General features: G+C 62.5%; 22 protein-coding genes and 1 tRNA gene. 9 read left to right on the top strand and 14 right to left on the bottom strand.

Going from position 1 to position 24208, the window contains the following annotated elements; all coding sequences use genetic code 11:
- Window positions 1-5: 5 nt before the first annotated feature.
- A complete protein-coding gene (locus tag ACQY6T_RS07040; protein WP_428629825.1) occupies window positions 6-1052 on the top strand; it encodes a CBS domain-containing protein in 1047 nt (348 codons plus the stop codon).
- On the opposite strand, the gene ACQY6T_RS07035 is transcribed toward ACQY6T_RS07040, so the two are convergent.
- The 6 genes from ACQY6T_RS07035 to astD all read right to left on the bottom strand — a co-directional run bounded on the left by ACQY6T_RS07035 (window position 1049) and on the right by astD (window position 6580).
- The gene (locus tag ACQY6T_RS07035; RefSeq protein WP_428630393.1) at window positions 1049-1819 is read right to left on the bottom strand and encodes a phosphoadenylyl-sulfate reductase; all 771 of its coding nucleotides are present in this window, start codon (window positions 1817-1819) and stop codon (window positions 1049-1051) included. The genes ACQY6T_RS07040 and ACQY6T_RS07035 overlap by 4 nt on opposite strands.
- A gap of 103 nt (window positions 1820-1922) precedes the next feature.
- Window positions 1923-2336 carry a DUF934 domain-containing protein gene (locus ACQY6T_RS07030; RefSeq protein ID WP_428629824.1) on the bottom strand — a complete coding sequence of 138 codons (414 nt, stop codon included), beginning with the start codon at window positions 2334-2336 and terminating at the stop codon, window positions 1923-1925.
- On the bottom strand, window positions 2329-3960 hold the full coding sequence (locus tag ACQY6T_RS07025) for a nitrite/sulfite reductase (protein ID WP_428629822.1): 1632 nt from the start codon (window positions 3958-3960) through the stop codon (window positions 2329-2331). Before ACQY6T_RS07025 ends, ACQY6T_RS07030 begins: the two co-directional genes overlap by 8 nt.
- A gap of 1 nt (window position 3961) precedes the next feature.
- Window positions 3962-4258: a DUF2849 domain-containing protein gene (locus ACQY6T_RS07020; RefSeq protein ID WP_428629820.1), complete on the bottom strand. Its 297-nt coding sequence runs from the start codon at window positions 4256-4258 to the stop codon at window positions 3962-3964.
- Entirely contained in the window at window positions 4255-5043 is a 789-nt protein-coding gene (gene cobA, locus ACQY6T_RS07015) for a uroporphyrinogen-III C-methyltransferase (protein WP_428629818.1), read from the bottom strand. The genes ACQY6T_RS07020 and cobA overlap by 4 nt, the downstream gene beginning before the upstream one ends.
- A 91-nt stretch (window positions 5044-5134) precedes the next feature.
- Window positions 5135-6580, bottom strand: a complete 1446-nt coding sequence (astD, locus tag ACQY6T_RS07010; protein ID WP_428629816.1) for a succinylglutamate-semialdehyde dehydrogenase — start codon at window positions 6578-6580, stop codon at window positions 5135-5137.
- Between the two features lie 191 nt (window positions 6581-6771).
- On the opposite strand from astD, the gene ACQY6T_RS07005 reads away from it, so the two are divergent.
- From ACQY6T_RS07005 to ACQY6T_RS06995, 3 genes are all read left to right on the top strand, one after another.
- On the top strand, window positions 6772-7602 hold the full coding sequence (locus ACQY6T_RS07005; protein ID WP_428629814.1) for an alpha/beta fold hydrolase: 831 nt from the start codon (window positions 6772-6774) through the stop codon (window positions 7600-7602).
- Window positions 7599-8777, top strand: coding sequence for a glycosyltransferase (locus ACQY6T_RS07000; protein ID WP_428629812.1), 1179 nt, complete (start codon window positions 7599-7601; stop codon window positions 8775-8777). Before ACQY6T_RS07005 ends, ACQY6T_RS07000 begins: the two co-directional genes overlap by 4 nt.
- Window positions 8778-8861: 84 nt before the next feature.
- The gene (locus ACQY6T_RS06995) at window positions 8862-10265 is read left to right on the top strand and encodes an NAD(P)H-dependent flavin oxidoreductase (RefSeq protein ID WP_428629810.1); all 1404 of its coding nucleotides are present in this window, start codon (window positions 8862-8864) and stop codon (window positions 10263-10265) included.
- Between the two features lie 64 nt (window positions 10266-10329).
- On the opposite strand, the gene ACQY6T_RS06990 is transcribed toward ACQY6T_RS06995, so the two are convergent.
- Window positions 10330-11328 carry a 2-hydroxyacid dehydrogenase gene (locus ACQY6T_RS06990; protein WP_428629809.1) on the bottom strand — a complete coding sequence of 333 codons (999 nt, stop codon included), beginning with the start codon at window positions 11326-11328 and terminating at the stop codon, window positions 10330-10332.
- Between the two features lie 136 nt (window positions 11329-11464).
- Here ACQY6T_RS06990 and ACQY6T_RS06985 point away from each other — a divergent pair, with 136 nt between their 5' ends.
- A complete protein-coding gene (locus ACQY6T_RS06985; RefSeq protein ID WP_428629807.1) occupies window positions 11465-11926 on the top strand; it encodes an SH3 domain-containing protein in 462 nt (153 codons plus the stop codon).
- 42 nt (window positions 11927-11968) lie between these two features.
- On the opposite strand, the gene ACQY6T_RS06980 is transcribed toward ACQY6T_RS06985, so the two are convergent.
- The 3 genes from ACQY6T_RS06980 to ACQY6T_RS06970 all read right to left on the bottom strand — a co-directional run bounded on the left by ACQY6T_RS06980 (window position 11969) and on the right by ACQY6T_RS06970 (window position 14366).
- The gene (locus ACQY6T_RS06980; protein WP_428629805.1) at window positions 11969-12367 is read right to left on the bottom strand and encodes a hypothetical protein; all 399 of its coding nucleotides are present in this window, start codon (window positions 12365-12367) and stop codon (window positions 11969-11971) included.
- Between the two features lie 152 nt (window positions 12368-12519).
- Window positions 12520-12990: a DUF1090 family protein gene (locus ACQY6T_RS06975; protein WP_428629804.1), complete on the bottom strand. Its 471-nt coding sequence runs from the start codon at window positions 12988-12990 to the stop codon at window positions 12520-12522.
- 188 nt (window positions 12991-13178) lie between these two features.
- Window positions 13179-14366 (bottom strand): acetyl-CoA C-acyltransferase, encoded by a 1188-nt coding sequence (locus tag ACQY6T_RS06970; protein WP_428629803.1) that lies wholly within the window; start codon window positions 14364-14366, stop codon window positions 13179-13181.
- Between the two features lie 158 nt (window positions 14367-14524).
- Between ACQY6T_RS06970 and ACQY6T_RS06965 the strand changes: the two genes are divergently transcribed.
- A complete protein-coding gene (locus ACQY6T_RS06965; protein ID WP_428629801.1) occupies window positions 14525-15976 on the top strand; it encodes a coniferyl aldehyde dehydrogenase in 1452 nt (483 codons plus the stop codon).
- A 99-nt stretch (window positions 15977-16075) separates the two neighbouring features.
- On the opposite strand, the gene ACQY6T_RS06960 is transcribed toward ACQY6T_RS06965, so the two are convergent.
- Window positions 16076-17185 carry an AI-2E family transporter gene (locus ACQY6T_RS06960; protein ID WP_428629799.1) on the bottom strand — a complete coding sequence of 370 codons (1110 nt, stop codon included), beginning with the start codon at window positions 17183-17185 and terminating at the stop codon, window positions 16076-16078.
- 119 nt (window positions 17186-17304) lie between these two features.
- Here ACQY6T_RS06960 and ACQY6T_RS06955 point away from each other — a divergent pair.
- A tRNA-Leu gene (locus ACQY6T_RS06955) sits at window positions 17305-17389 on the top strand.
- A gap of 346 nt (window positions 17390-17735) precedes the next feature.
- Complete coding sequence (locus ACQY6T_RS06950; protein WP_428629798.1) at window positions 17736-18359, top strand: PilZ domain-containing protein; 624 nt, start codon at window positions 17736-17738, stop codon at window positions 18357-18359.
- A 15-nt stretch (window positions 18360-18374) separates the two neighbouring features.
- Here ACQY6T_RS06950 and aguB read toward each other — a convergent pair whose 3' ends face one another.
- From aguB to ACQY6T_RS06935, 3 genes are all read right to left on the bottom strand, one after another.
- Window positions 18375-19226, bottom strand: coding sequence for an N-carbamoylputrescine amidase (gene aguB / locus ACQY6T_RS06945; protein ID WP_428629797.1), 852 nt, complete (start codon window positions 19224-19226; stop codon window positions 18375-18377).
- 7 nt (window positions 19227-19233) lie between these two features.
- Window positions 19234-20217 carry an agmatine deiminase family protein gene (locus ACQY6T_RS06940; RefSeq protein ID WP_428629796.1) on the bottom strand — a complete coding sequence of 328 codons (984 nt, stop codon included), beginning with the start codon at window positions 20215-20217 and terminating at the stop codon, window positions 19234-19236.
- A 154-nt stretch (window positions 20218-20371) separates the two neighbouring features.
- On the bottom strand, window positions 20372-22057 hold the full coding sequence (locus ACQY6T_RS06935; RefSeq protein ID WP_428629795.1) for a M28 family metallopeptidase: 1686 nt from the start codon (window positions 22055-22057) through the stop codon (window positions 20372-20374).
- A gap of 156 nt (window positions 22058-22213) precedes the next feature.
- Here ACQY6T_RS06935 and ACQY6T_RS06930 point away from each other — a divergent pair, with 156 nt between their 5' ends.
- Complete coding sequence (locus ACQY6T_RS06930; protein ID WP_428629794.1) at window positions 22214-24184, top strand: alpha/beta fold hydrolase; 1971 nt, start codon at window positions 22214-22216, stop codon at window positions 24182-24184.
- The last annotated feature ends 24 nt before the right edge of the window (window positions 24185-24208 follow it).

Here is a 24208-nt window from a genome sequence, read left to right as displayed (position 1 = left end):
GGCATATGGCTGAATCTGATGCGCGATTAAAAGCGGTTAAGACGCTGCTGAGCGATGGAGAGACAATTGAACCGACAACCATCCGTGAGTTTTTGTGGTGGTTCGAGATGCAGCGCCGCACGCGCCAGAATGTTGCAGCGATCGACGCGAGTTTAAAGAAATACGGAATTCGAACTGTTCCAAACTATTTAAATAGGTGGGTAGATACGCCCATGACGTTTGCATTGGCGACTGAGGAAGAGGCTGAGGGGCTTGAAGTCAGCGCTGACGGGGCGGTAATTGGAGACCAAAGCGTTTTCTCTATTGAAAACGATCCGTCATTCCGTGTGGGAAATATACATTCTGCGACACTGAAACCTCTTTGTGTTAAACCAAATGAGAAAATTACAGTCGCTTACACGGAAATGTTGGTTAGAAACTATAGTCAGCTTCCTGTTATGACAAATGATCGAGAACTAAAGGGTATGATCAGCTGGAAATCAGTTGGCGCCCGTCTTGCAACCGGTGTAACAGGGCATGAGGTGAAAGACTTTATGGATGTACCAGTTGAAATTGGTATAGCCAGCTCTCTGTTCGATGCCATTAAGATTATTGTCGAGCATGACTATGTTTTAGTAAGAAGCGAAGATAAGACGATATCCGGAATAGTTACCGCCAGCGACATAGCTGTACAATTTTCAGACATAAGTGCTCCATTCCTTTTGATTAGTGAAATAGAGAATAACTTAAGATCTCTTATATCTGCGAAAATATCTGTTCAACAAATTAAGAAGACTTGTGAAGAGCAGTATCTTCCAAAAAACTTTAAGAACATTCATGATCTCACTTTTGGGAATTGCGTGAAAATCTTAGATGTTCCAGAGAACTGGGAATTGCTTGGTCTCCTGATGGACAGGGCGACCTTTTCAGGCATTCTCACCGAGGTTAATAAAATCCGAAACGATGTGATGCATTTTAATCCTGACCCACCTGACCATAAAGCACGGCGAACCTTGGAAGAAATTGGGCAGACATTGAAGGTGATGCGGCAGGTAGGTGCATTTAAGGCCTAGAACGCCGGATCGTTCGCCGGGTCGTCACCGATCGGCGACACCGCCTCGTGGATGCCGCATTCGGTCTTGTCCCAGCCGCGCCAGCGGCCCGAGCGCGGGTCTTCGCCGGCCTGCACCTTTGACGTGCAGGGCGAGCAACCGATCGACGGATAGCCTTGCGATTCCAGCGGGTGACGCGGCAGGTCGTGGGCTTCGAAATAGGCGTCGAGGTCGGCGCGCGTCCAGTTGGCGAGCGGGTTGAATTTCAGGCGCCCGGTGGCGCCGTCGAGTTCGAAGCGCGGCAAACCCTGACGGGTCGACGATTGAAAGCCTTTGCGGCCGGTGATCGAGGCGTCGAAACCGGCCATTGCCTTTTCCAGCGGCTTCACCTTGCGGATTTCGCAGCAGCCGTCGGGATCGTATGACCAGCGCAGTTCTGTGGCGTCCTTGGCGGCCAGATCGTCGGGGTCGGGGGGCAGGTTGACGATGTTAAGCCCGAGCCGCGCCGCCAGCGTGTCGCGATACGCCAGCGTTTCGGGGAAATGTTTGCCGGTGTCGAGGAACAGCACCGGCATGTCGGGCGCGACCTGCGCCACCAGGTGCAGCAGCACCGCGCTTTCGGTGCCAAAGCTCGATACGATCGCGGTGTCGCCGAGCAGCCCCGCGCCGATGACGCTGGCGACCACTTCGGCGGCGTCCTGACCGCGGAACAGATTGTTCAGGCGGATGACGTCGGCGTCGGTAAAGCGCGGCGCCACGTCGATCCGGTCGCGGGCGCGATCAGCCATCCCGTTTCCGTTCGTGTCGAGCGAGGTCGAGACACCATGAAGGCGCGGGTCGCCGATGGGCATCTCGACTTCGCTCGATGCGAACGGGAATTTGGGGTCGGGTCTAGCCATGCCGCAGCTTCCAGATCGGCACCGCGCCGTCGGCGGCACCCTGATAATGGTCGGGCCAGCGCGACAGTGCGGCCTCGACATCGGCGGGGTTCAGATCCTTTTCGGGGGCGAATGTGTCAAAGCCGCAGCGCTTCAGATAGCCGATCTGATCGACCAGAACGTCGCCCTGCGCGCGCAGTTCGCCGGTGTAGCCCGCTTCGCGCAGGATACGCGCCGAAGAATAGCCGCGGCCGTCGCGGAATTTGGGGAAGGCGACCTCGATCAGCGCCAGACGACCCAGATGCGGGATCAGCGCGCGCGCGTCCTCATCCGATTCGAGCCGGACCGCGGTCGCGTTCGATTGCGACAGAAAGGCGTCGAGGGTAACCGCGGGCTCTTCGCCATCGGCATGCAGATGCTCAACCATAGATCGCCTCCTTGAAGGGGGCCATGCCGATACGGCGATAGGTGTCGACGAAGCGCTCGCCCTCGGTGCGTTCGGCGAGATATTTGTCGGTGACGCGCTCGATTGCGTCGACGACGCCATCCTCATCGAAACCGGGGCCGGTGATCGTTCCGAGGCTGACGTCCTCCGCGCCCGATCCGCCGAGCGAAAGCTGGTAGTTCTCGGTGCCTTTGCGGTCGACGCCCAGGATGCCGATGTGGCCGGCATGATGATGCCCGCAGGCGTTGATGCAGCCCGAAATCTTGAGCTTGAGTTCGCCCAGATCTCGCTGCCGCGCCGGATCGGCGAACCGCCGCGCGATCTTCTGCGCCACCGGGATCGAACGCGCATTGGCGAGGCTGCAATAATCCAGACCGGGGCAGGCGATGATGTCGCTGATCAGGTCGAGGTTCGGCGTCGCCAGCCCGGCGGCGTCGAGCGCCTGCCAGATTGCATGAAGGTCGGCCTTGCGGACGTGCGGCAGAACGATGTTCTGCGCATGGGTGACGCGCAGCTCGTCATGGCTGTATTTTTCGGCGAGGTCGGCCATCAGGTCGATCTGCGCCGACGATGCGTCGCCCGGGATGCCGCCCAGCGGCTTCAGGCTGATGTTGACGATCGCATGGCCGGAAACCTTGTGCTTCGCGACATTCTGATCGACCCAGACCGCGAAGTCGGGGTCACTGCGGTCGATGGCGTCGGGGGCGCTGGCGTCGAGCGGCGGCATGGCGAATTGCGCCGCGATACGGTCGAATTCGGCCTTGGGCGGGTCGATGCCCAGCGATTTCACATGCGCAAATTCTTCCTCGACCTGGCGGCGATATTCGTCGGCGCCCAGCTCGTGGATCAGGATCTTGATCCGCGCCTTGTAGATATTGTCGCGGCGGCCGTAGCGATTGTACACGCGCAGGCACGCCTCGGCGTAGCTCAGCAGATCGTTCAGCGGTACGAAATCCTTGATCAGCGGCGCGATCATCGGGGTGCGGCCCATGCCGCCGCCGACGTAGAAGGCGGCGCCGTGAACGCCGTCGCGCTCAACGATCTGGATGCCGATGTCGTGCAGCCGCATCGCGGCGCGATCTTCCTCGGCGGCGATGACCGCGATCTTGAACTTGCGCGGCAAGTAACTGAATTCCGGGTGGAAGCTCGACCATTGGCGGAGCAGCTCGGCCCACGGGCGCGGATCGGTCAGCTCGTCGGCGGCGGCCCCGGCCCATTGGTCCGAACTGATGTTGCGAATACAATTGCCGCTGGTCTGGATCGCGTGCATTTCGACCGACGCCAGATCGGCGAGGATTGCGGGCGCATCCTCCAGCTTGATCCAGTTATACTGAATATTCTGGCGGGTGGTGAAATGGCCGTAATCGCGGTCATATTTGCGCGCGATATGCGCCAGCATCCGCATCTGCCGCCCGTCGAGCGTGCCATAGGGCACCGCGACGCGCAGCATATAGGCGTGGAGCTGGAGATAGAGACCGTTCATCAGCCGCAGCGGCTTGAACTGATCCTCGGTGATTTCACCCGCGAGACGGCGGCGCACCTGGTCGCTGAACTCGGCGACACGGGCATCGACCATCGCATGATCATATTCGTCATATTTATACATATCAGATCACCCATTCGCCGGCCGTGGGGTCGGCGGGTTTCAATGTCAGGTCGGGGCGCACGGTCGGGCCAAGCGCGCGGATGCGGTCCTTGATATGCGCCGGACGCGGACCGTCGGCGGTTACTTCGCCATTGATGATGTAGGGCGCATTGACGCGGCGGGCGCCTTCCTCGGCGGCGAGGATCGCCTCGCCCTGTTCGCCGACATCGACCGCATCCTCGATATGCAGCGACCAGTCGGCGCCGGTCCACCAGGTGACAAATCCTGTCTTCAGGTCGTTGCCGGTCAGCAGTTTCATGTGAAATCCCTTATCTTTGCGGCAACCCCGGGGGCGCCGAGGCAGTCGAGCGCATCAGCCCGCGCCGCAACCTTGCCAACGATGATCAGCGCCGGGCTCTTCACCGCTTCGCGCACCACCAAGTCGCCAAGATCGGTGAGCAGGGTACGAAGGACGCGCGCATCGGCGGTCGTGCCCCGCTCGATCACCGCGACGGGCAGGTCGGGCGAAACGCCGTCGGCGATCAGCTTGTCGGCGATCGCGGTTGCGGTGGCGATGCCCATGTAAATGACAAGGGTGCGGCCATGGCCCGCGAGGCCAGACCAATCTTGATCGGACAGATCCTTGCACTGACCAGCGACAAAGCTGACTGCGCTGGCATCCTCGCGGTGGGTGAGGGGCAGGCCGGCCTGCGCGGCGCAGCCCATCGCGGCGGTGATGCCGGGAACAATTTCGCAAGCCACACCGGCTTCACGTGCTGCGTCGAGCTCCTCGCCGCCGCGACCGAAGATGAAGGGATCGCCGCCCTTCAGGCGCACGACCTGCTTGCCCGCAAGCGTTTCGCGAACGAGCAGTTCGTTGATCAGCTCCTGTTTCATCGTGTGGCGGCTGCGCTGCTTGGCCACGCTGATACGTTCTACATGCGGCGGGATCAACGCGAGCACACCGTCGCCGACCAGCCCGTCATGAACGACAAGGTCGGCGCTGGCCAGCAGCCGCGCGGCGCGCAGCGTCAGCAGGTCAGGGTCGCCGGGACCGGCACCGACGAGCCAGAGCCTGCCCGAAACAGAAGGGGTCTTTTCCATGCACGGTAGATGGTCTCGCGCCGTCCACATGGCAAAGCAGGCTTTTTTGACACCGGTGAAGGTAAAATTGAGTGCGCTTTCCGGCGCCGGGTCAAAGGTAGTTCTTGGTCACCAGCTGCGATCCTTCGGGATCGCGCAGACCGACGCCGATCGACGCGCGCATCGCGTCGCTTTCGGCCGACGCCACCGGGTAGGCGCAATAGTCGGCGGCGTAGAACGCGCTGGGGCGATGATTGCCCGACAGGCCGACGCCGCCGAACGGCGCAGCGGAAGATGCGCCGTTGGTCGGGCGGTTCCAGTTGATTACCCCGGCGCGGGCGTTCGCCCAGAACTGGTCGTAAAGCTGCGGCGTGCCGCCGACCAGCGCCGCCGAAAGCCCGAACGCGGTGTTGTTGGCCTCGGCAATCGCTGCCTCGAAACTGTCGACGCGGATGACTTGCAGCAACGGGCCGAACAGCTCGATATCGGGTCGCTCGGGCATCGATGTCACATCGATGATCCCGGGGGTCAGGAACGGGCGACCCGCGACCGGGCGCGTCATGTGGCGGATCACTTGACCGCCGTTCGACATCAAAATCAGAAAGCTTTCGGTCAGCCCGTCGGCCGCTTCATTGTCTATGACCGGCCCCATATATGGGGCGGGTTCGGCGTGCGGATGATCGACGATCAGACGGTTTGTGAGCGCCTTTACCTGTTCGATCAACGCGTCGGCCAGACTGTCGCGAACGATCAGGCGCCGCGCATTGCTGCACCGCTGTCCGGCGCTGAGGAACGCCGACTGTACGACAATGATCGCCGCCGTGCGGATATCGGCGGTATCCCAGACGACGATCGGATTGTTGCCGCCCATTTCGAGCGCCAGCATCTTGCCCGGCTGGCCCGCAAACTGGCGGTTGAGCGCGAGGCCGGTGCGCGCCGATCCGGTGAACAGCAGCCCATCGATGCCCTCGTGCCCCGCCAGCGCCTTGCCGGTATCGGGGCCGCCGACGATCAGGCGCAGCACCTCTTGCGGCACCCCGGCGCTATGGAACAGGTCGACCAGCTTGGCACCGACCGCGGGGGTTTTTTCCGATGGTTTGAACAGCACCGCATTGCCCGCGATCAGCGCCGGGACGATATGACCGTTCGGCAAATGCGCGGGGAAATTATAGGGACCGAGAACGGCGAGCGCGCCGTGCGGTTTGTGGCGCACCGCATTACGCAGCCCCATCGCGCCTTCGATCCGCCGGTTGGGGGTGCGTTCGGCATAGGCCGACACGGAAATATTGACCTTGTTACAAACCGACTCGACCTCGGTCCGCGCCTCCCACAACGGCTTTCCGGTCTCGCGCGCGATCAGGTCGGCGAGCACTTCGCCCTCTGCTTTAACCCGATCGACAAAGCGGCGCAGCGTTTCGGTGCGGAAGGTGACGGGTTTGGCCGCCCATTCGGGCCAGGCGCCCCGCGCGATCGCAACCTCGTCATCAACATTGCTGACCGCGCCGCGCCACAGCTCTTCACCGGTTGCGGGTTCGAAGGAAAGCAGGGTGTCGCTCATGGTCGTCTGGGTCTTATCGGTGAAAGCGGACGGCGGCAACCTGCGCTGCGGCATGGTGCGACGGATTGCTTGCACCGTGTGGCGTGGTGGCGATAGACAGGTCCGCACATCGATAAGGGGAACGCGCCATTTTAGCGAAACAGGACAGCCGTCGCGACTGGTCGGACCAATATTGGTGGTCGGGCGACGGCGTGCGGCTGCATGCGCGGGTATATGACGGGCCGAACGACATGGCAGGCGCACCGCCGGTGCTGTGCATGCCGGGGCTGGCGCGCAACGCGCGCGATTTCGAACTGCTGGCGCCGCATGTCGCACAGCAACGGACAGTGATCGTCATCGAATTTCGCGGCCGCGGCGAGAGCGCCTTTGCCAAGGATCCGATGACCTATGTCCCGCTGACCTATGTGCAGGATGTCGTCGCGCTGCTCGACGAACTGGGCATCGATCGGTTCGCGACGATCGGCACCTCGCTTGGCGGACTGGTATCGATGTTGATGGCGGCGACGCTGCCTGGGCGGTTGGTCGGCGCGGTGCTCAATGACGTCGGCCCCGAACTGCAGGCCAGCGGACTCGACCGGATCCGCGAGTATATCGGGGCAGGCGGCAGCCAGCCGACATGGATGCACGCCGCACGCGCCCATTCTGAACTTAACGGCGCGATCTACCCCAATTATGAAATCCACGACTGGCTGCGTTTGACCAAGCGCACCCACCGGTTGACCGCCGAAGGCCGGATCGTCACCGATTATGACAAGCAGATCGCGGCGCCGCTGCGCGCGCCTGGCGGCGAAGCTGCTGTGGACCTGTGGCCGGTGTACCGCGCGCTGGGCGACGTTCCGTTGCTGATCCTGCGCGGCGAACTTTCGGACATCCTCGCGCGGTCGGCGGGCGAGAAGATGGTGGCCGAACTACCCCGCGCCCGACTGGTCGAGGTGCCGGGGGTCGGCCACGCGCCGACGATGGACGAAGCCGAAGCGCGCGCCGCGATCGACGCGTGGATCGCGGAGCTTCCTAAAGCGTGAGCGCGAACGAGCCCGAGACGCCCTGGCCGATCAACATCCTGCACCTCCATTCGAGCTTCTCGCTCGGAGGCAAAGAAGCGCGCGCCGTCCGGTTGATGAATTTGATGGGCGATCGGGCGCGTCACACGATCCTGTCGGCGATGCCCGACGCGCTCGGTGCGCGCGATTCAATCGATCCCGGGATCGCCGTTGATTTTCCAAGCGATGCGCCGCCACTGCACGGCAAGCCGTCGCTGCCGCGTTATCGCGAGCTTGCGAATTATATGACCCGATTCGAACTGGTGCTCAGCTATAATTGGGGCGCAATGGACGGGGTAATGGCACGCCGGGTCCATGTGGCGCGCCAGTGGCACAGCATGCCCGCGTTGATCCACCATGAGGACGGGTTCAACGAGGACGAGAGCGTCCGGCGCAACTGGAAACGCAATCTCTTCCGCCGCTTGGCGCTGGGCACGGCGCAGTCGGTCGTGGTTCCGTCGACTTTGCTTCAACGGATCGCAGCCGAGGAATGGGGCGCGCACGATCGCGTCGAATTGATTCGCAACGGGATAGATACGGCGCGCTATTCTGGCGGCCCGCGCGTTCCGATCCCTGGTTTCAGCCGCCGAAAAGGCGATGTGGTGATCGGCACCGTCGCCGGACTTCGCAAGGTCAAGGATTTGCCGCGGCTCGTTCGTGCGGTTGCAACACTGCCAAAAAACGTCCGCCTCGTGATCGTGGGCGAGGGTTCCGAGCGCGAAGCGATCGGCGCAGAAGCTGCGGCGCTCGGCCTCGCCGATCGTCTCGTAATGCCCGGCTTTATGGCTGATCCGGCGCGCTGGATCGGGCATTTCGACCTGCTCGCGCTGTCTTCGAGCAGCGAACAGATGCCGATCGCGGTGGTCGAGGCGATGGCGGCGGGACTGCCCGTCGTCAGCCCCGCAGTGGGCGATGTCGCGGCGATGGTGTCGGCAGCGAACCGACCCTATATCGCCGCTGACGAAACGAATTTTCGCATGGCACTGTTGAAATTAGTGGAAAATGCGACGCTACGGACCGACGTCGGCGCTGACAATCGGATCGTCGCCCGAAAACGCTTCGACGAAACACATATGGTCGCAGCCTATGAAAAACTCTATGCTCGGGCGCTTGATGGATATGGCCCGTTCAGCGGACGCTGGATCGGGGTCGATTGACAAAGACGCCGCTCTTCCGCTTACGAAATTCAGCAGACGGGGGCTGGGACGCACGTGCGACCGGTGGAGAGAGAGAGATTTAGGATGTTCAAAGGTTTGAAGCCCATTCTTTACGGCGGACGCGAAGTCTGGCCGTTGGTCGAGGGCGGCAAAGGCGTGTCGGCGACGAACCATATGTCGAGCGGCGCCTGGGCTGCCGCAGGCGGCATCGGTACCGTATCGGCGGTCAACGCCGACAGCTATGACGCCGAGGGCAAGATCGTCCCGCAGGTCTATAAATCACTGACCCGCAAGGAACGTCACGAGGAACTGATCCACTACGGCATCGAAGGCGCAGTCGCGCAGGTCGAACGCGCCTATGAAGTGTCGGGCGGCAAGGGCGCGATCAACATCAACGTCCTGTGGGAAATGGGCGGCGCACAGCAAATTCTCGAAGGCGTGCTGGCGCGGACAAAGGGCATGGTCGCGGGGGTCACCTGCGGCGCGGGTATGCCCTACAAGCTTAGCGAAATCGCCGAACGCCACAATGTCATGTACCTGCCGATCATCAGCTCGGCGCGTGCCTTTCGCGCGCTGTGGAAGCGCGCCTATCACAAGGTGCCGCATTTGCTGGGCGCGGTGGTGTACGAAGATCCCTGGCTTGCCGGCGGCCACAATGGCCTGTCGAACGCCGAAGATCCGCTGGTGCCGCAGGATCCGTTCCCACGCGTCGCTGCGGTGCGCGAGACAATGCGCGCCGAGGGGATCGCCGATTCAGTGCCGATCGTGATGGCCGGCGGCGTATGGTATCTGCGCGACTGGGAAAACTGGATCGACAACCCCGAGTTGGGCCAGATCGTTTTCCAATATGGCACCCGCCCGCTGCTGACCGAGGAAAGCCCGATCCCGCAGGCGTGGAAGGATCGCCTCCGCACCCTCGACGATGGCGATGTGCTGCTCCACCGTTTCTCGCCGACCGGCTTTTATTCGAGCGCGGTGCGCACCCCGTTCCTGCGCGATCTCGAAGCACGCTCGGAACGCCAGATTCCCTATTCGAAGCAGGAAGCGGGCGACCATATCGTCCAGCTCGACGTCGGGGTGAAGGGCAAGAATTTCTGGGTCACCCCCCACGACCGCGCCCGCGCGCGCGACTGGGCGGCCGAAGGCTATACCGAGGCGCTGAAGACCCCTGACAACACGGTGGTGTTTGTCACCGATGCTGACAAGGCGGTGATCCGCAAGGACCAGACCGATTGCATGGGCTGCCTGTCACACTGCGGTTTTTCCTCGTGGAAGGACCATGACGACTACACCACCGGCTACCTTGCCGACCCGCGCAGCTTCTGTATCCAGAAGACGCTGCAGGACATCGCGCACGGCGGCGATCCCGAGCAGAATCTGATGTTTGCGGGTCATGCCGCGTTCAATTTCAAGACCGATCCCTTCTATTCGAACAACTTCACCCCGACGGTGAAGCAGCTGGTCGATCGGATTTTGACGGGGGATTAACAACCCTCGTCACTGTGCGCGAAGCAATCCAGAGCGGTGGCAAACTGACGCTAGCGGCGATGCGCTAAGCCCACCCCTCCAGCACCTGATCAGCGGGCCGATGCCCATCGCACCAGGCGCGGATGTTGGCGATGACCTTTTCGCCCGAGGCCTCGCGGCCCTCGATCGTCGCCGAGCCGAGGTGCGGGAGCAGGACGACATTGTCGAGCGCGAGCAGCGCCGGGTCGACCGCTGGCTCGTGGGTGTAAACATCGAGCCCGGCGCCCGCGATGCGGCCGGTCTGGAGCGCCGCAATCAGCGCCTTCTCGTCGACAATCTCGCCGCGCGCGGTGTTGATGAGGTACGCGGTCGGCTTCATCGATCCGATGCGCGCCGCGCTCACCATCTCATGCGTCTCGGCGGTGTGCGGACAGTGCAGCGTCACGATGTCGCTGATCCGCAGCAACGTATCGACGCTGGCGTGATAGCTCGCGCCCAATTCCTCCTCGATCGCTTCGGGGAGCCGCCGACGGTTGTGGTAATGGATCGACAGACCGAACGCGCGGGCGCGGCGCGCCACCGCTAGCCCGATGCGCCCCATGCCGATGATGCCGAGCAATTTGCCGCCGACGCGGTGGCCGAGCATCGCGCTCGGCGCCCAGCCAGCCCATTGGCCCGACCGCATCAGCTTCTCGCCCTCGGCGAGCCGGCGGGGAACCGACAGGATCAGCGCCATCGTCATGTCGGCGGTGTCTTCGGTGAACACGCCGGGGGTGTTCGACACCATGATCCCCTTGGCGCGCGCCGCCGCCAGGTCGATATGATCGACCCCGGCACCAAAGTTGGCGATGAGCTTGAGCCGGTTGCCCGCCGCCGCCAGCACGCCGGCATCGATGCGGTCGGTCACCGTCGGCACCAGCACGTCGCAATCGGCGACCGCGGCTTTCAGCTCAGCCTCGGTATAGGCTTGGTCGTTCGCCGACAGCGCGACATCGAACAATTCGGCCATGCGCGCTTCGACATGCGGCATCAGCTGGCGGGTGACGATGACGCGCGGGCGTTTCGGACGGGTGGAATCGGGCATGGCCGCCGATAGAGCGCGGCGACGGGCAGCGGTCAAGAGCATGCTCCCGAAAGACGCGCGAAAAGACTGGGGGCGAACGCAGTCTTTTGCGCGGTGAGCGGTTGAATATCGGACCCGAGTTTGACAAGGCAGAACGATGACCAGCCGCCTTATAATTGGAGCCGCCGCGCTGATGGCCGTCGTGGGACCGGCCTTCGCCCAATCGGACCCCGTCAAATTGCCCTATTGGGCATCAATCAGTGTCGATGAGGCGCGGATGCGCAAGGGGCCGTCGCCTGACGTTCCGGTCATCTGGGAATATCGGCGCAAGGATTTGCCGGTCAAGGTTGTCGCGCGGTTCGAGACGTGGCGCAAGATCGAGGATCCTGACGGGACGCAGGGCTGGATGGCGGCGCGGCTGCTCAGCCGGACGCGCACCGCGATCGTCACCGACGACATTCGCCCGCTGCGCGAAGACGCCAGCGTATCAGCGGCGGTCGCTTATCGCGCCGAACCCGGCGTCGTGGGACGGATCACCGACTGCAAGGACGGCTGGTGCCTGTTCGAGGTCAAGGGCCGGAAAGGCTGGATCCAGACCGACCATATCTGGGGCGATTGAATTCGCCCCAGTTATCGACCGGTCCCGGATCCTGCCGTTACGTCAGCTCTTCTTGGGCGTGACGGTCACCGCCGTCCCTTCGGGGTTCGTTGCAGTGAAGCTGCCATCTGCGGCAACGGGCGACAGGCTCCAGCATTCTTCGGCTTCGTCGCCGTCGGGATCGAAGCAATCCTTGCCGTCCTTGTGCGCGAACTTGCCCTTTTTGACGGTCTTTCCGGTCGGATCGACGTCGACATAGGTTCCGTCGGCGTTAATGACCGACGAAGCCACCGTGCCATCGGCCATTTTGACCTCATAGGTTCCCGGCGGGGTTCCCGAGTCGGAAGTCGGCGCGGGCGCTGCCGCCTCGGCCGGTGCGGCGACGGTTTCTTTCGATTCTTCAGCCTTTTGCGAGCAGGCCGACAGCGCTGCGAGCGCGGTCAGTAACAGCAGATTTTTCATGACAATCTCTCCCCACCAGAACGTGCGGAGGCTATGCCTTTGGCGAGGGGACGGCAACGACAATCGCCATGCGACGAGGCGAGGTTGATACAGAAAAAAGGGCCGATGGTTGCCCATCGACCCTCTTCCGTTGTCCAAATAATATCTAACGCTTAGCGGCGCCAGTTGAAGTGGTTGCGATACACCTTCACCACCCGGCCGTTGCGCTCGTTGACGAGCAACAGATCGTTGTAGTGACGCACGTAGGTCAGGTTGCGACCGGCGCGCGGTACGCCCCAGCGGCTGTCGTATGCGGGGCGATAGGCCGCGCCATAATAGTTCGAACGCAGGGTCGAACCGACGCGGAACTGCTGATATTTGAACGGCGCGCGATAGTTCTGATAACGGCTTTCCTGGCGCCAATCGCGCTTGTCTTCACGCAATTCCTGGCGCGCGTCGCGTACGTCGCGGCGTTCCTCGCGCACGTCGCTGCGATCGCCATAGCGTTTCGCGTCGCGCAAATCGCGCTGCTGTTCACGAACTTCCTGGCGGCTGTCGCGAACTTCGCCGCGGGTCTGGGCCATCGCAACGCCGGGAACCATCAGAGCAGCGATCAGCCCAACAGTCAAAAATTTGGTCTTCATTGGTCTATCCTTTCAATCCGTCAGGGGGAGGGGACTGCCCGATGACAAGGATAGATTTACGCGAGTCGATTTGAATTGTTCCGGAACGGCTCGTTTATTTTCAGGACATTAATGTCGCAAAGTGTCGCGCCACCACGACGAAACGGCGCCGTCTTGCGACGACGCCGTGCAACATCTCAGAAATAGCGTCAGACCAGCTCGATCGCCACCGCGGTGGCTTCGCCGCCGCCGATGCAGAGGCTGGCGATGCCGCGCGTCTTGCCATGGCGTTGCAGCGCGGCGATCAGCGTTGTGATGATGCGGGTGCCGCTGGCGCCGATCGGATGGCCCAACGCGGTCGCGCCGCCGTGGACATTGATCTTTTCATGCGGAATGCCGAGGTCGTGCATCGCGAACATCGCGACGCAGGCAAAGGCTTCGTTGACTTCGAAGAGATCGACGTCGCCGATGCTCCAGCCGGTTTTGGCGAGCAATTTGTTGATCGCGCCGACGGGAGCGACGGTAAAATCCTTGGGTTCCTGCGCGTGCGCGGCGTGGGCGACGAGGCGGGCGACGGCTTTCGCGCCCTTCGCATCTGCAACCGACTGACGCGTCAGCACGACTGCGGCGGCACCGTCCGAAATCGACGAACTTGTCGCCGCGGTAATCGTTCCGTCCTTGGCAAAGGCGGGCTTCAGCGTCGGGATCTTGTCGGGCATGCCCTTGCCCGGGGCTTCGTCGGTGTCGATAATGACATCGCCCTTGCGGCCCGAGATGGTGACCGGCGCAATTTCATTGGCGAAGGCGCCGTCCGCGATCGCGGCCTTGGCGCGGCTCAGCGATGCGAGCGAATAATTGTCCTGCGCCTCGCGCGTCAGTTGATAGGCGTCGGCGGTGTCCTGCGCGAACGTCCCCATCGCGCGGCCCGCTTCATAGGCATCTTCCAGCCCGTCGAGGAACATATGGTCATAGGCGGTGTCATGGCCGATGCGCGCGCCGCCGCGATGCTTCTTGAGCAGATAGGGCGCGTTGGTCATCGATTCCATGCCGCCCGCGACGACCATATCGATGCTGCCGGCAGCAAGTGCTTCGGCGCCCATGATCACGGTCTGCATGCCCGAGCCGCAAACTTTGTTGACGGTGGTCGCCTGCACCGATTTGGGCAGGCCCGCCTTGATCGCGGCCTGCCGCGCCGGCGCCTGACCGAGCCCGGCGGGGAGCACGCAGCCCATATAGATACGCTCGATATCATCGCCCGAAACGCCCGCGCGTTCCACGGCCGCCTTCACCGCCGTGGCGCCAAGATCGGTCGCGCTCGCGTCGGACAGGCTGCCCTGCATGCTCCCCATCGGGGTGCGCGCATAGGACAGAAAGACGACGGGATCGGTGGCGGTCATGGGACAAGACTCCGTAAGGGAAAACTGGATTGGCGGCCCGATTAGCGGAATTGCTGCAACTGCGAAAGGGGCTGGCCAAGACATAAGGGGCCGGTTTCATCTTGCAACCCGCCTTGGCGCATGGTCAAACACGCGCCACCAACCGAGGGAGATGGGCAATGGCAACGGTCGCAACCGATATGACTGGCGAAACGCAGCGCATGAGGCAGGTGCTCGCGGCGCAAAAAGCGAGTTTTACCGCGGCGATGCCCGAAAGTCTGGCGGTGCGCACCGACCGCATCGACCGCGCGATCGCGCTGCTCGTCGACAATGCCGAGGATTTCGCGAAAGCGGTAAGCGAAGATTTCGGCCATCGCAGCCGCGAACAGACGCTGATGACCGACATCATGCCATCGGTCAGCGCACTCAAGCATGCGAAGAAACATATGGCGAGCTGGTCGAAAGGCGAGAAACGCAAGCCCACCTTTCCGCTCGGGCTGCTCGGCGCGAAGGCCGAGGTGCAGTTTCAGCCCAAGGGCGTCGTCGGTATCGTCGCACCGTGGAATTTCCCCGTCGGCATGGTGTTTGTGCCGATGGCGGGCGTACTTGCCGCAGGCAACCGGGCGATGATCAAACCATCCGAGTTCACCGAACATGTGTCGGCGTTAATGGCGCGTTTGGTTCCCGAATATTTCGACGAGAGCGAGATGGCGGTGTTCACCGGCGATGCCGATGTCGGGGTCGCCTTCTCGAAACTGGCGTTTGACCATATGATTTTCACCGGGGCCACCAGCGTCGGGCGCCACATCATGCGCGCCGCGGCGGATAATCTGGTCCCGGTGACGCTCGAACTAGGCGGCAAGTCGCCGACCTTCATCGGGCGCAGCGCGAACAAGGATCTGGTCGGCCAGCGCGTCGCGCTCGGCAAGATGATGAATGCGGGGCAGATCTGCCTTGCCCCCGATTACCTGCTCGTCGCCGAGGACCAAGAAGGCGATGTGATCGACAGCGTCACCAAGGGCGCGGCGGCCCTCTATCCGACGTTGCTTGCCAATGACGACTACACCTCGGTCGTCAATGTGCGCAATTATGACCGACTGCAAAGCTACCTTGCCGACGCGCGCGAAAAGGGCGCCGAGGTGATCGAGATTAATCCCGGCGGCGAAGATTTCGCGAGCGCCAACGGCCACAAGATGCCGCTGCACATCATCCGCAATCCGACCGACGACATGAAGGTGATGCAGGAAGAAATCTTTGGCCCGATTCTGCCGGTCAAGACCTATAAAACGATCGATGACGCGATCGACTATGTGAACGCGAACGACCGTCCGCTCGGTCTCTATTACTTCGGCCAGGACAAGAGCGAGGAGGACCGCGTGTTGACGCGGACGATCTCGGGCGGGGTGACGGTCAACGACGTCTTGTTCCATAATGCGATGGAGGATCTGCCCTTTGGCGGCGTCGGGCCGTCGGGGATGGGCAATTACCACGGCGTCGACGGGTTCAAGACCTTCAGCCACGCGCGCGCGGTGTACCGCCAGCCGAAGCTGGATGTCGCCGGGCTGGCGGGGTTCAAGCCGCCCTATGGCAAGGCGACGGCAAAGACGCTGGCGAAGGAATTGAAGAAGTAGGGCTCAGAGTTCCGTTCGTGTCTAGCGAAGTCGAGACACCCACCGTCGGCGCGCGCCATCGGGGCATCTCGACTTCGCTCGATGCGAACGGAATGAGAGTTAGTCCTCCCCGGCGATCTTTATGTCCTTGCCCAGCAACGTCTTCACATACACGCGCTGCACCAGCACATAGACCACCACGGTCAGCGGCGCCGCGAGCAACACGCCGAGGAAGCCGAACAGCACCCCGGCGGCGACCACCGCAAACAGCAGCACCGCAGGCGGCACGTCGACCGCCTGTTTCTGGATCATCGGTTGCAGGAAATTGCCCTGCAACTGCTGAATGACCAGGAACAGCACCAGCGTCCATAGCGCGGTGGCGGGCGATACGGTGAAGGCAAGCAGCACCGCGGGGATGCCCGCGATGATCGGGCCGATCATCGGGATGACATCGAGCAGCCCGGCGATCAAGCCCAGCCCGCCCGCCGCGGGTACCCCCAGCAGCGCCAGGCCCAACCCGGTCAGCGCCGCGACGACCAGCGACGACACGGCTTGTCCGATCATCCAGCCTTTCAGCCCGCGCGAGGCGTCGCCCAGCGCCAGTGCCGCCGTTTCCTCGGCATTCGCGGGCATCAGCAATAAAAGCCCGCGGCGATAGGTCGCGGGATCGCTGGCCAGAAAAATCGCGGCGACCAACACCAGCACAAAATCGGCAATGCCGCTGCCCGCCGCCAAGGCATAGCCGCCCGCTTGCGAGACAATCTGCGAGATGTCGTTGCCGCCAACCTCGGCCAGTTCGCGCACCCGCGCACCGAGGCCGTACCGGTCGAGAAAGGCTTCGACCCCGCGCAGCGCCTGCGGCACCTGTTCGCGGATCGTATCGATTTCGCGCGCGAGCTGCGAGCCGAACAGGATAAAAGCGCCGGCAAAGATTGCGATGATCCCCACCACGGACAGCGCCAGCGCAATGCCGCGCCGCATCGCCGTGCGGCGGACGAGCCAGCTGGCGATCGCATCGAAGATCGCGCCCAGCACGATCGCGGCGAACACCAGCATGAAAAACCGCGTCAGGGTGACCGCAAGCCATGCGACGCCAACGATCGTAATGACGGTCACCGCCGCCATCGCGATTCGTCCTGGGCCAAACGCCGGGACGGGGGCGGTCTTGGCGCGCGGCGAGGCGGAGAGGCGCTTGGATGGGGCAGCGGTTGCCTTGGTCTTGTCGGTCATGCCATCGTCTTATGCACGATGCCGCTTATCCACTAGACTAAAAGCACCTTTCTGTGGCAACGGCTCCTGCGCAGCGGTCGCTCGGCGGGAATCAGTTCCAGCTTGGCCGCCGTCCACGGGCCCCTGTGGTGAAATTGGTAGACGCGCCGCACTCAAAATGCGGTTCCGCAAGGAGTGCTGGTTCGAGTCCGGCCAGGGGCACCATCCGTTTTTTCACAATATGCGCCGGGCCAACCGGCGGTGTCTGCCGCGTTTGCGCGGTTCGCGGGCGCGAGCGACGCCGACGTGCGCGGCGACGCTGCATTTTGGCGCTTAAAGTCGCCGCGGCGGCGCCGTTAAAATATGCAAATTACGAAATTTGTTCGTGGATGACGATCAAGCTTTCCTGCCGGCTTTGTTGCCTAGACTGAACTCCCGTTAACCACGATCTGCATTGGCTTTGAATAATAATGAAAATTTTGCTATTGGAACAAAGCTTGTTTTGCGTGTTTTGCAGTATTTCTAGCGACTTGCCGGTTCTTTATGACGCGGCTCGGACAAGGTGGGCGACATGAACCAACATCGTATCTCCGACCCGAACGACGAGCAGGAAATCGCTGCCACCGATGCCGATCGTCGTGGTGCCGACCGGTATCGCACCGTGTGGCGTATCGCGAAGGTCATCCGCAATGGCGACGCGGGGCTGTGGCGCGTCCGCAACATTTCCGACAACGGCATGATGCTGGCGGCCGACGTTCCGATTGCCGTCGGCGAACGGTTAGAGATCGCGCTGTCCGACACGGTAACGTTGCGCGGCGAGGTCGTCTGGTCGAATGACGGGCGCTGCGGCGTGGCATTCGACAAAGAAGTCGACGTCGCCGATGTGCTCAAGCAACTCGCGGCGGAACAGCGCGCCACGGGATATCGTCAGCCGCGCCTGCCAGTGCATAGCCAGGCGCAGGCGGTGACCGACGAGGGGATGGGCCGCATTGAACTCGTCGATTTGTCGCAGCATGGTGCGGGGTTTCTCCACGACGGCCATTTCGAGGTCGGCAAGGAGCTCGACCTGATTCTGGCGGGCGGGGTCAAACGCCGAGCCATTGTACGCTGGTCGCGCGAAGGCCGTGGCGGGCTGTGGCTGACCCAGCCGCTTGATCGCGCCGACTTGGAAAGCATTCGCCGCTTCGAAAATTGAGCCTGCTTTTCCGGCTCAAATGTCTTCTATGAGCCGCCCGTAAAGCTGCGGCCGCCGGTCGCGGAAAAATCCCATGCCGGCGCGATGCTTCGCTGCGCGGTCGAGGTCGATCGTTGCGATCAGCGCGCCGGTTTCGCTGGCGCCAAACTCCTGGGTCAAATCGCCCCATTCGTCGCTGATGAAGCTGTGGCCATAGAAATTCGCGTCGCCCTCGCTCCCGATGCGGTTGGCCGCGATCGCCGGCATGCAGTTCGACACCGCATGCCCCTGCATCGCGCGGCGCCACATGCGGCTGGTGTCGAGGTTGGCGTCATAGGGTTCGCTGCCGATCGCGGTCGGATAGAACAGCAGCTCGGCGCCCATCAGTGCCATCGCGCGCGCGCATTCGGGATACCATTGGTCCCAGCATACCCCGACGCCGATCCGCGCGCCGAACACATCCCACACCTTGAAGCCGCTATTTCCGGGGCGGAAATAATATTTCTCTTCATAGCCCGGGCCGTCGGGAATGTGGCTTTTGCGATACGTCCCCATGACCCTGCCATCGGGGCCGATCATCGCCAGCGTGTTGTAATAATGCGGGCCGTCGCGTTCGAAGAAGCTGGTCGGGATTGCGACATTCAGCTTGGCCGCGAGCGCCTGCATCGCGATGACGCTGGGATGCTCGGCGGTCGGGCGGGCCGATGCAAACAATGCCTCGTCCTCGACCTGGCAGAAATAGGGACCTTCGAACAGTTCGGGGGGCAGGATGACCTGCGCGCCCTGCGCGGCGGCCTGCTCGACGAGCGCGGTCACCGCGTCGATATTCGGCTGGACGGGGCCGGGCAGGGGAAGCTGCAATGCAGCGACGGTGATCGTGCGGGTCATGGATGCGCTATGCCGGAAGCTGCTGGCTCGAGCAATGGAAGCTGCCGCCGCCGGCGATGATGCCGCGCGTGGGGACGCCGACGGCGCGGCGGTCGGGGAACAGCGCAGCGAGCGCATCGACCGCGGCCTGATCGTTCGCGACGCCATAGGTCGGCACGACGACCACGCTGTTGCCGATATAGAAGTTCATATAGCTCGCCGCTGCGATTTCGCCGTCGATCTCGATGCGGCCCGGCGAGGGGAGGTCAACGATCTCGACGCCGCCAAACGCCGCGGCGCGCGCGCGCGCGTCGGCATAGATATGCGCGTTGGGGTCGTCATGGCCGGCCGCGACGGGCAGCGCCAGCTGCCCCTCGCCGACGAAGCGCGCCAGATTGTCGACATGGCCGTCGGTATGATCGCCAACCAGCCCGTTACCGAGCCACAACAGGCGGTCGATGCCGAGCGACTGATGGAGGCGAACCGATATGTCCTCACGCGTCAGCGTCGGGTTACGGTTCGGGTTGAGCAGGCACTCTTCGGTGGTGACGCACAGCCCGGTGCCGTCGACATCGATCCCGCCGCCTTCCAGCACCCAGTCCAGGTGCTGTGTCGGCAGGTCCGCGTGTGCGGCCAGGATCGCCCCGATCTCACGGTCGCCGGGCATCACGAACTTGTTGCCCCACCAGTTGAAGTCGAAATTGCGCGCCTCGCGCTTAGTGCCGGTGCCGACGATGATCGGCCCCGTGTCGCGCAGCCATATATCGCCGAAGGGAGCGACGAACAGCTGCACGCCCTCATCGATGAGCGTCTCGGCAACGTCGGCGTTGGCATGATCACGCACGAGCAGATGCACCGTCTCGCCGCGACCGCCGTCATGCACGGCGTTGGCAAAGGCCGCGACGTCGCGCCGCGCGGCGTCGATCTGTCCCGACCATTCGTCGGCAAGGTGCGGAAAGCCGATCCACACCGCTTCGTGCGGCGCCCATTCGGCGGGCATTTTTAGGGTCATGCGGTCGAAGTCCTCAATTTCTCTGTACCGTCATTGCGAGCGAAGCGGGCCGAAGGCGGCCGTGGGCCAACTAATCCAGGGCGGTTTACGCCACCTCTGGATTGCCGCGTCCCCCGGATCAAGTCCGGGGTTCTCGCAATGACGAGCGCAGGACCTATTTCGCCGCGCTGCGCGACTTGTCGCGGGCGGCGCGGAATTCGTCGCCCTCGACCCAGTTCGGCCACGCGTTGGTCATCGCCAGCATCCGACCTGCGGCGTAATAGAGACGCAGGTCGGCGAGCATGCCGTCCCAGTTGGTGATCGCCTCATATTCGTCGCCCGGCGCGTGGTAGCGGTTGATTTCATAATCTTCCGATGCCTTTTTGCCGGCCTCGACCCCGCCTTCGATCAGGTCGTCGCCGCTGCCGAAGTTGAACATCGGCACACCCAGCTTGGCAAAGCTGAAATGGTCGGAGCGGTAATAGAAGCCCTTTTCGGGGGTCGGTTCATCTTTGATCACGCGCTTGCTCATTTCGGCGAGCTTGGCGACATAGGTGTCGAGTTCGGATTTACCGACGCCGACGACGACGATGTCCTTTGTCGGGCCGACCGCGTTGAGCGCGTCCATATTGACGCCGCCGACCGTCTGGCCGAGCGGGAAGATCGGGTTTTCGGCATAATATTTGGACCCGAGCAAGCCCGATTCCTCGGCGGTCACGGCCAGGAAAACGATGCTGCGATCCGGCGCGCCTGCCTGTTTATAAGCCTGCGCCAGCGTGACGAGACCGGCAACACCCGTGGCGTTATCGACGGCGCCGTTGCAGATGTCGTCGCCCGCAACCGGGGTGCAGCGGCCGAGGTGATCCCAATGGCCGGTGTAGAGCACATATTCGTCGGGACGCTTGGCGCCCGGCAACACGCCGATCACGTTGCGTGACATCTTTTTGGCAATGTCATTGTCGAAGCCGAAGTTCGCCTTCACGCCGGTCAGCGCGACAGGCTTAAAGCCCTTCTTGCCGGCGGCGGTGCGCAGGGCGTCGAAATCCTGACCCGCGCTTGCAAACAATGCCTTGGCTTTGGGAAGCTGGATCCAGCCGTTGGCGGCGGTCTGGTCGGCGCCGCCATCCTTGCTCTCGGCCAGATAGTTGGTGCCGGTGTTGCTGCTTTCCACGACATTCCAGCCATAGGCGGCGGGTTCGGTGTCGTGGACGATCAGTACCGCCGCGGCGCCCTGCCGCGCGGCTTCCTCATATTTGTACGACCAGCGGCCATAATAGGTCATCGCACGGCCGTTGAATTCGCCCTTGGCTTCCTTCGTCTGCCAGTCGGGATCGTTGACCAGGACGACGACGGTCTTCCCCTTCACATCAAGGCCGGCATAGTCGTTCCAGCCCTTTTCGGGGGCGACAATGCCATAGCCGACGAACACGACGTCGCTGTCCTTGATTTCAGTCTTGGGCTGCACGCGATAGCTGAACGCGACATAGTCCTTGGCATATTGCGCCGTGACCGGCGTCTTGCCGCCGGTGAAGGTCAGCGGGGTGGCGTTCTTCGCGGTGATTTCGACCAGCGGCACGTCCTGTGTCCAGCTGCCATTGTTGCCGGGCTTCAGTCCCGCTTCCTGATATTTCTTGATCAGATAGGCGACGGTTTTTTCTTCGCCAGCGGTGCCGGGCGCGCGGCCTTCATAGGAATCGAGCGAAAGCTCCTTGGTCACTTCCTGCAAGGTCGCGAGCGACAATTCGGGAACCTCGACGTCCGGGATCGCGGTGGCTGAGGTCGCAGCCTTGTCGGATGTGTTGCAGGCGGCAACGGTCAGGAGCGCCGCAAAGGCTGCGGCTGTTCGGGGGAAGCGAAGCATGGGAATGTCCTCGGAAAGTTTTTCGGCGACCGCACTTGTGCCAGCCCGGCGCCGGACGTGCAAGCATGGCCAAACTCCCGCGACGATTGCTTCTTGGAAATCATAGGGCGGGGCTCTACCGAAGCAAAACTATAACGGATAACAGGGAGATATTGGATGCGGGGTCGCTTGCTATTGTTACTGGGCGTCGGCGCCGTCGCAATGGTTTCGGCGCCAGCGCATGCGCAGGAGGATAATCTTGCGCATCGGTTTGGGACGTTGCCCGGCGTCACCGACGTCAGCCTTTCGCCCGATGGTGCCAAACTTGCTTTCGTGGCACCCAACAAGGGACACGCGAACGATCTTTATGTCGTCGATATCGGCGATGATGCAACGCCGCGCCGCATCTTGCGGGCCAGCGGCGATCCCGAAACCTTGTTAGGGTGCCGATGGGCGACCGACGCGCGGATCATTTGCCAGGTCGGCGGTCGCCAGGAATATGGCGGCACGATCTATGGCTTTACATCTTTGGTCGGGGTCGATGCCGCCGGCGGTAATGTGAAAGCGCTCAGCGCACGACGCGGGTCGAATGCGCTCGGGGCCGATTTTCGTGGCGGCGAAGTGATCGACTGGTCGCCCGGACAGCCGGGCAGTGTGCTTGTGATGCGAAGCCATGTCCCCGAGGTAAACCGCGCGTCAGGGTCGCTGATTACCAAAGATGAGGAGGGCATGGGTGTCGATCTGATGGATGCGACTAGCGGTGCGGTCAAAATCGTCGAAAAGCCGCGCCCCGATGCTATCGAATATATCACTGACGGCAAAGGCAAGGTCCGGGTGATGGGGACGCAGGGCGTGAAAGGGCAAACCGGCTATCTCAGTGGGCAGGTGCGTTACTTCTTCAAACCGCGTGATGGTGGCCAGTGGCAGCCGCTGTCCGCCGTCGATATCCTCAACGAGGAAGGGTTCAACCCGGTGACGGTCGATGCGGTCACCGACCGCGCGATTGGCTTCGTCAAGATCGATGGGCGCAAGGCGGTCAGTTCGGTACGACTGGACGGGACGGGCCGGGGCGACATCCTGTTCAAGCATCCCGAGGTTGATGTCGACGGGCTGGTCCGCGTCGGCCGCGATCGCCGCGTCGTTGGCGCAACTTATGCTACCGATCGCCGTATGATGGAGGCTACCGATCCCAAGGTTGCGGCGATGGCCGCGTCGCTGTCGAAGGCGCTTGGCGGACGTGACGTTTATTTCGTGGACGCTTCAGCGGACGAATCGCAGTGGCTGGTTTGGGCCGGTTCAGATATCGATCCCGGTCGCTATTATCGGTACACGCCCGCCGCGAAACAGCTCCGTCCGCTGCTCGAGGAGCGGCCCTTGCTAGCAGAGCAGACGCTTTCGCCGGTCAAGTCGATCCAATATCCCGCTGCCGACGGGACGATCGTGCCAGGATATTTGACGCTGCCACCCGGGCGAACCGATGCCAAAGGCTTGCCCGCGATCGTAATGCCGCACGGCGGACCATCGTCACGCGACGAATGGGGATTCGACTGGCTGTCGCAATATTTCGCCCAGCGTGGCTTTGCCGTGATCCAGCCCAATTTTCGTGGTTCGTCCGGTTACGGCGACCAATGGTATCAGAATAATGGCTTTCAATCGTGGCGGACCGCAATCGGCGACGTGACCGATGCAGGGCGCTGGATGATCGCCGAAGGAGCCGATCCTGCCAAGCTGTCGATCGTCGGCTGGTCCTATGGCGGCTACGCGGCGCTCCAATCGGGTGTATTGGCCCCAGATCTGTTCCGCGCGATCGTCGCGATTGCCCCGGTTACTGATCTGGGCGAACTGAAAGCCAAGAGTCAGCGTTACACGTCAGGTCTGATCACGCGCGACTTCATCGGGTCTGGCCCGCATGTCCGCGACGGGTCGCCGGCCCAAAATGCCGGAAAAATCGAGGTGCCCGTGCTGATGTTCCATGGCACGCTCGATCAGAATGTCGATATCGAGCAATCGCGAATAATGAAGCGGGCGTTAGCTTCCGCGGGCAAATCGGTCGAAATGGTCGAATATCCAGGGCTGGCGCACAGTCTGACCGATGGCGAGACGCGCAGTGCGATGTTGAAACGCATTGCGGACTTCCTGCCGCACTGAAACGAAAAGAGGCGGCCCGTCGCC

The sequence above is a fragment of the Sphingopyxis sp. genome (assembly GCF_965279725.1).
Lineage (GTDB): Bacteria > Pseudomonadota > Alphaproteobacteria > Sphingomonadales > Sphingomonadaceae > Sphingopyxis.
This window is presented reverse-complemented; position numbering and strand designations above follow the sequence as displayed.

Bases quoted from the DNA above. Each gene is read 5' to 3' on its own strand.
- ACQY6T_RS06990 (WP_428629809.1), bottom strand. From the start codon at position 11,328: ATGCCCGATTCCACCCGTCCGAAACGCCCGCGCGTCATCGTCACCCGC.
- ACQY6T_RS07020 (WP_428629820.1), bottom strand. From the start codon at position 4,258: ATGAAACTGCTGACCGGCAACGACCTGAAGACAGGATTTGTCACCTGG.
- ACQY6T_RS06940 (WP_428629796.1), bottom strand. From the start codon at position 20,217: ATGACCCTAAAAATGCCCGCCGAATGGGCGCCGCACGAAGCGGTGTGG.
- astD (WP_428629816.1), bottom strand. From the start codon at position 6,580: ATGAGCGACACCCTGCTTTCCTTCGAACCCGCAACCGGTGAAGAGCTG.
- cobA (WP_428629818.1), bottom strand. From the start codon at position 5,043: ATGGAAAAGACCCCTTCTGTTTCGGGCAGGCTCTGGCTCGTCGGTGCC.
- ACQY6T_RS06965 (WP_428629801.1), top strand. From the start codon at position 14,525: ATGGCAACGGTCGCAACCGATATGACTGGCGAAACGCAGCGCATGAGG.
- ACQY6T_RS06950 (WP_428629798.1), top strand. From the start codon at position 17,736: ATGAACCAACATCGTATCTCCGACCCGAACGACGAGCAGGAAATCGCT.
- ACQY6T_RS07035 (WP_428630393.1), bottom strand. From the start codon at position 1,819: ATGGCTGATCGCGCCCGCGACCGGATCGACGTGGCGCCGCGCTTTACC.
- ACQY6T_RS06935 (WP_428629795.1), bottom strand. From the start codon at position 22,057: ATGCTTCGCTTCCCCCGAACAGCCGCAGCCTTTGCGGCGCTCCTGACC.
- ACQY6T_RS06930 (WP_428629794.1), top strand. From the start codon at position 22,214: ATGCGGGGTCGCTTGCTATTGTTACTGGGCGTCGGCGCCGTCGCAATG.
- ACQY6T_RS06975 (WP_428629804.1), bottom strand. From the start codon at position 12,990: ATGAAGACCAAATTTTTGACTGTTGGGCTGATCGCTGCTCTGATGGTT.
- aguB (WP_428629797.1), bottom strand. From the start codon at position 19,226: ATGACCCGCACGATCACCGTCGCTGCATTGCAGCTTCCCCTGCCCGGC.
- ACQY6T_RS07025 (WP_428629822.1), bottom strand. From the start codon at position 3,960: ATGTATAAATATGACGAATATGATCATGCGATGGTCGATGCCCGTGTC.
- ACQY6T_RS06985 (WP_428629807.1), top strand. From the start codon at position 11,465: ATGACCAGCCGCCTTATAATTGGAGCCGCCGCGCTGATGGCCGTCGTG.
- ACQY6T_RS06970 (WP_428629803.1), bottom strand. From the start codon at position 14,366: ATGACCGCCACCGATCCCGTCGTCTTTCTGTCCTATGCGCGCACCCCG.
- ACQY6T_RS06960 (WP_428629799.1), bottom strand. From the start codon at position 17,185: ATGACCGACAAGACCAAGGCAACCGCTGCCCCATCCAAGCGCCTCTCC.
- ACQY6T_RS06980 (WP_428629805.1), bottom strand. From the start codon at position 12,367: ATGAAAAATCTGCTGTTACTGACCGCGCTCGCAGCGCTGTCGGCCTGC.
- ACQY6T_RS07040 (WP_428629825.1), top strand. From the start codon at position 6: ATGGCTGAATCTGATGCGCGATTAAAAGCGGTTAAGACGCTGCTGAGC.
- ACQY6T_RS06995 (WP_428629810.1), top strand. From the start codon at position 8,862: ATGTTCAAAGGTTTGAAGCCCATTCTTTACGGCGGACGCGAAGTCTGG.
- ACQY6T_RS07030 (WP_428629824.1), bottom strand. From the start codon at position 2,336: ATGGTTGAGCATCTGCATGCCGATGGCGAAGAGCCCGCGGTTACCCTC.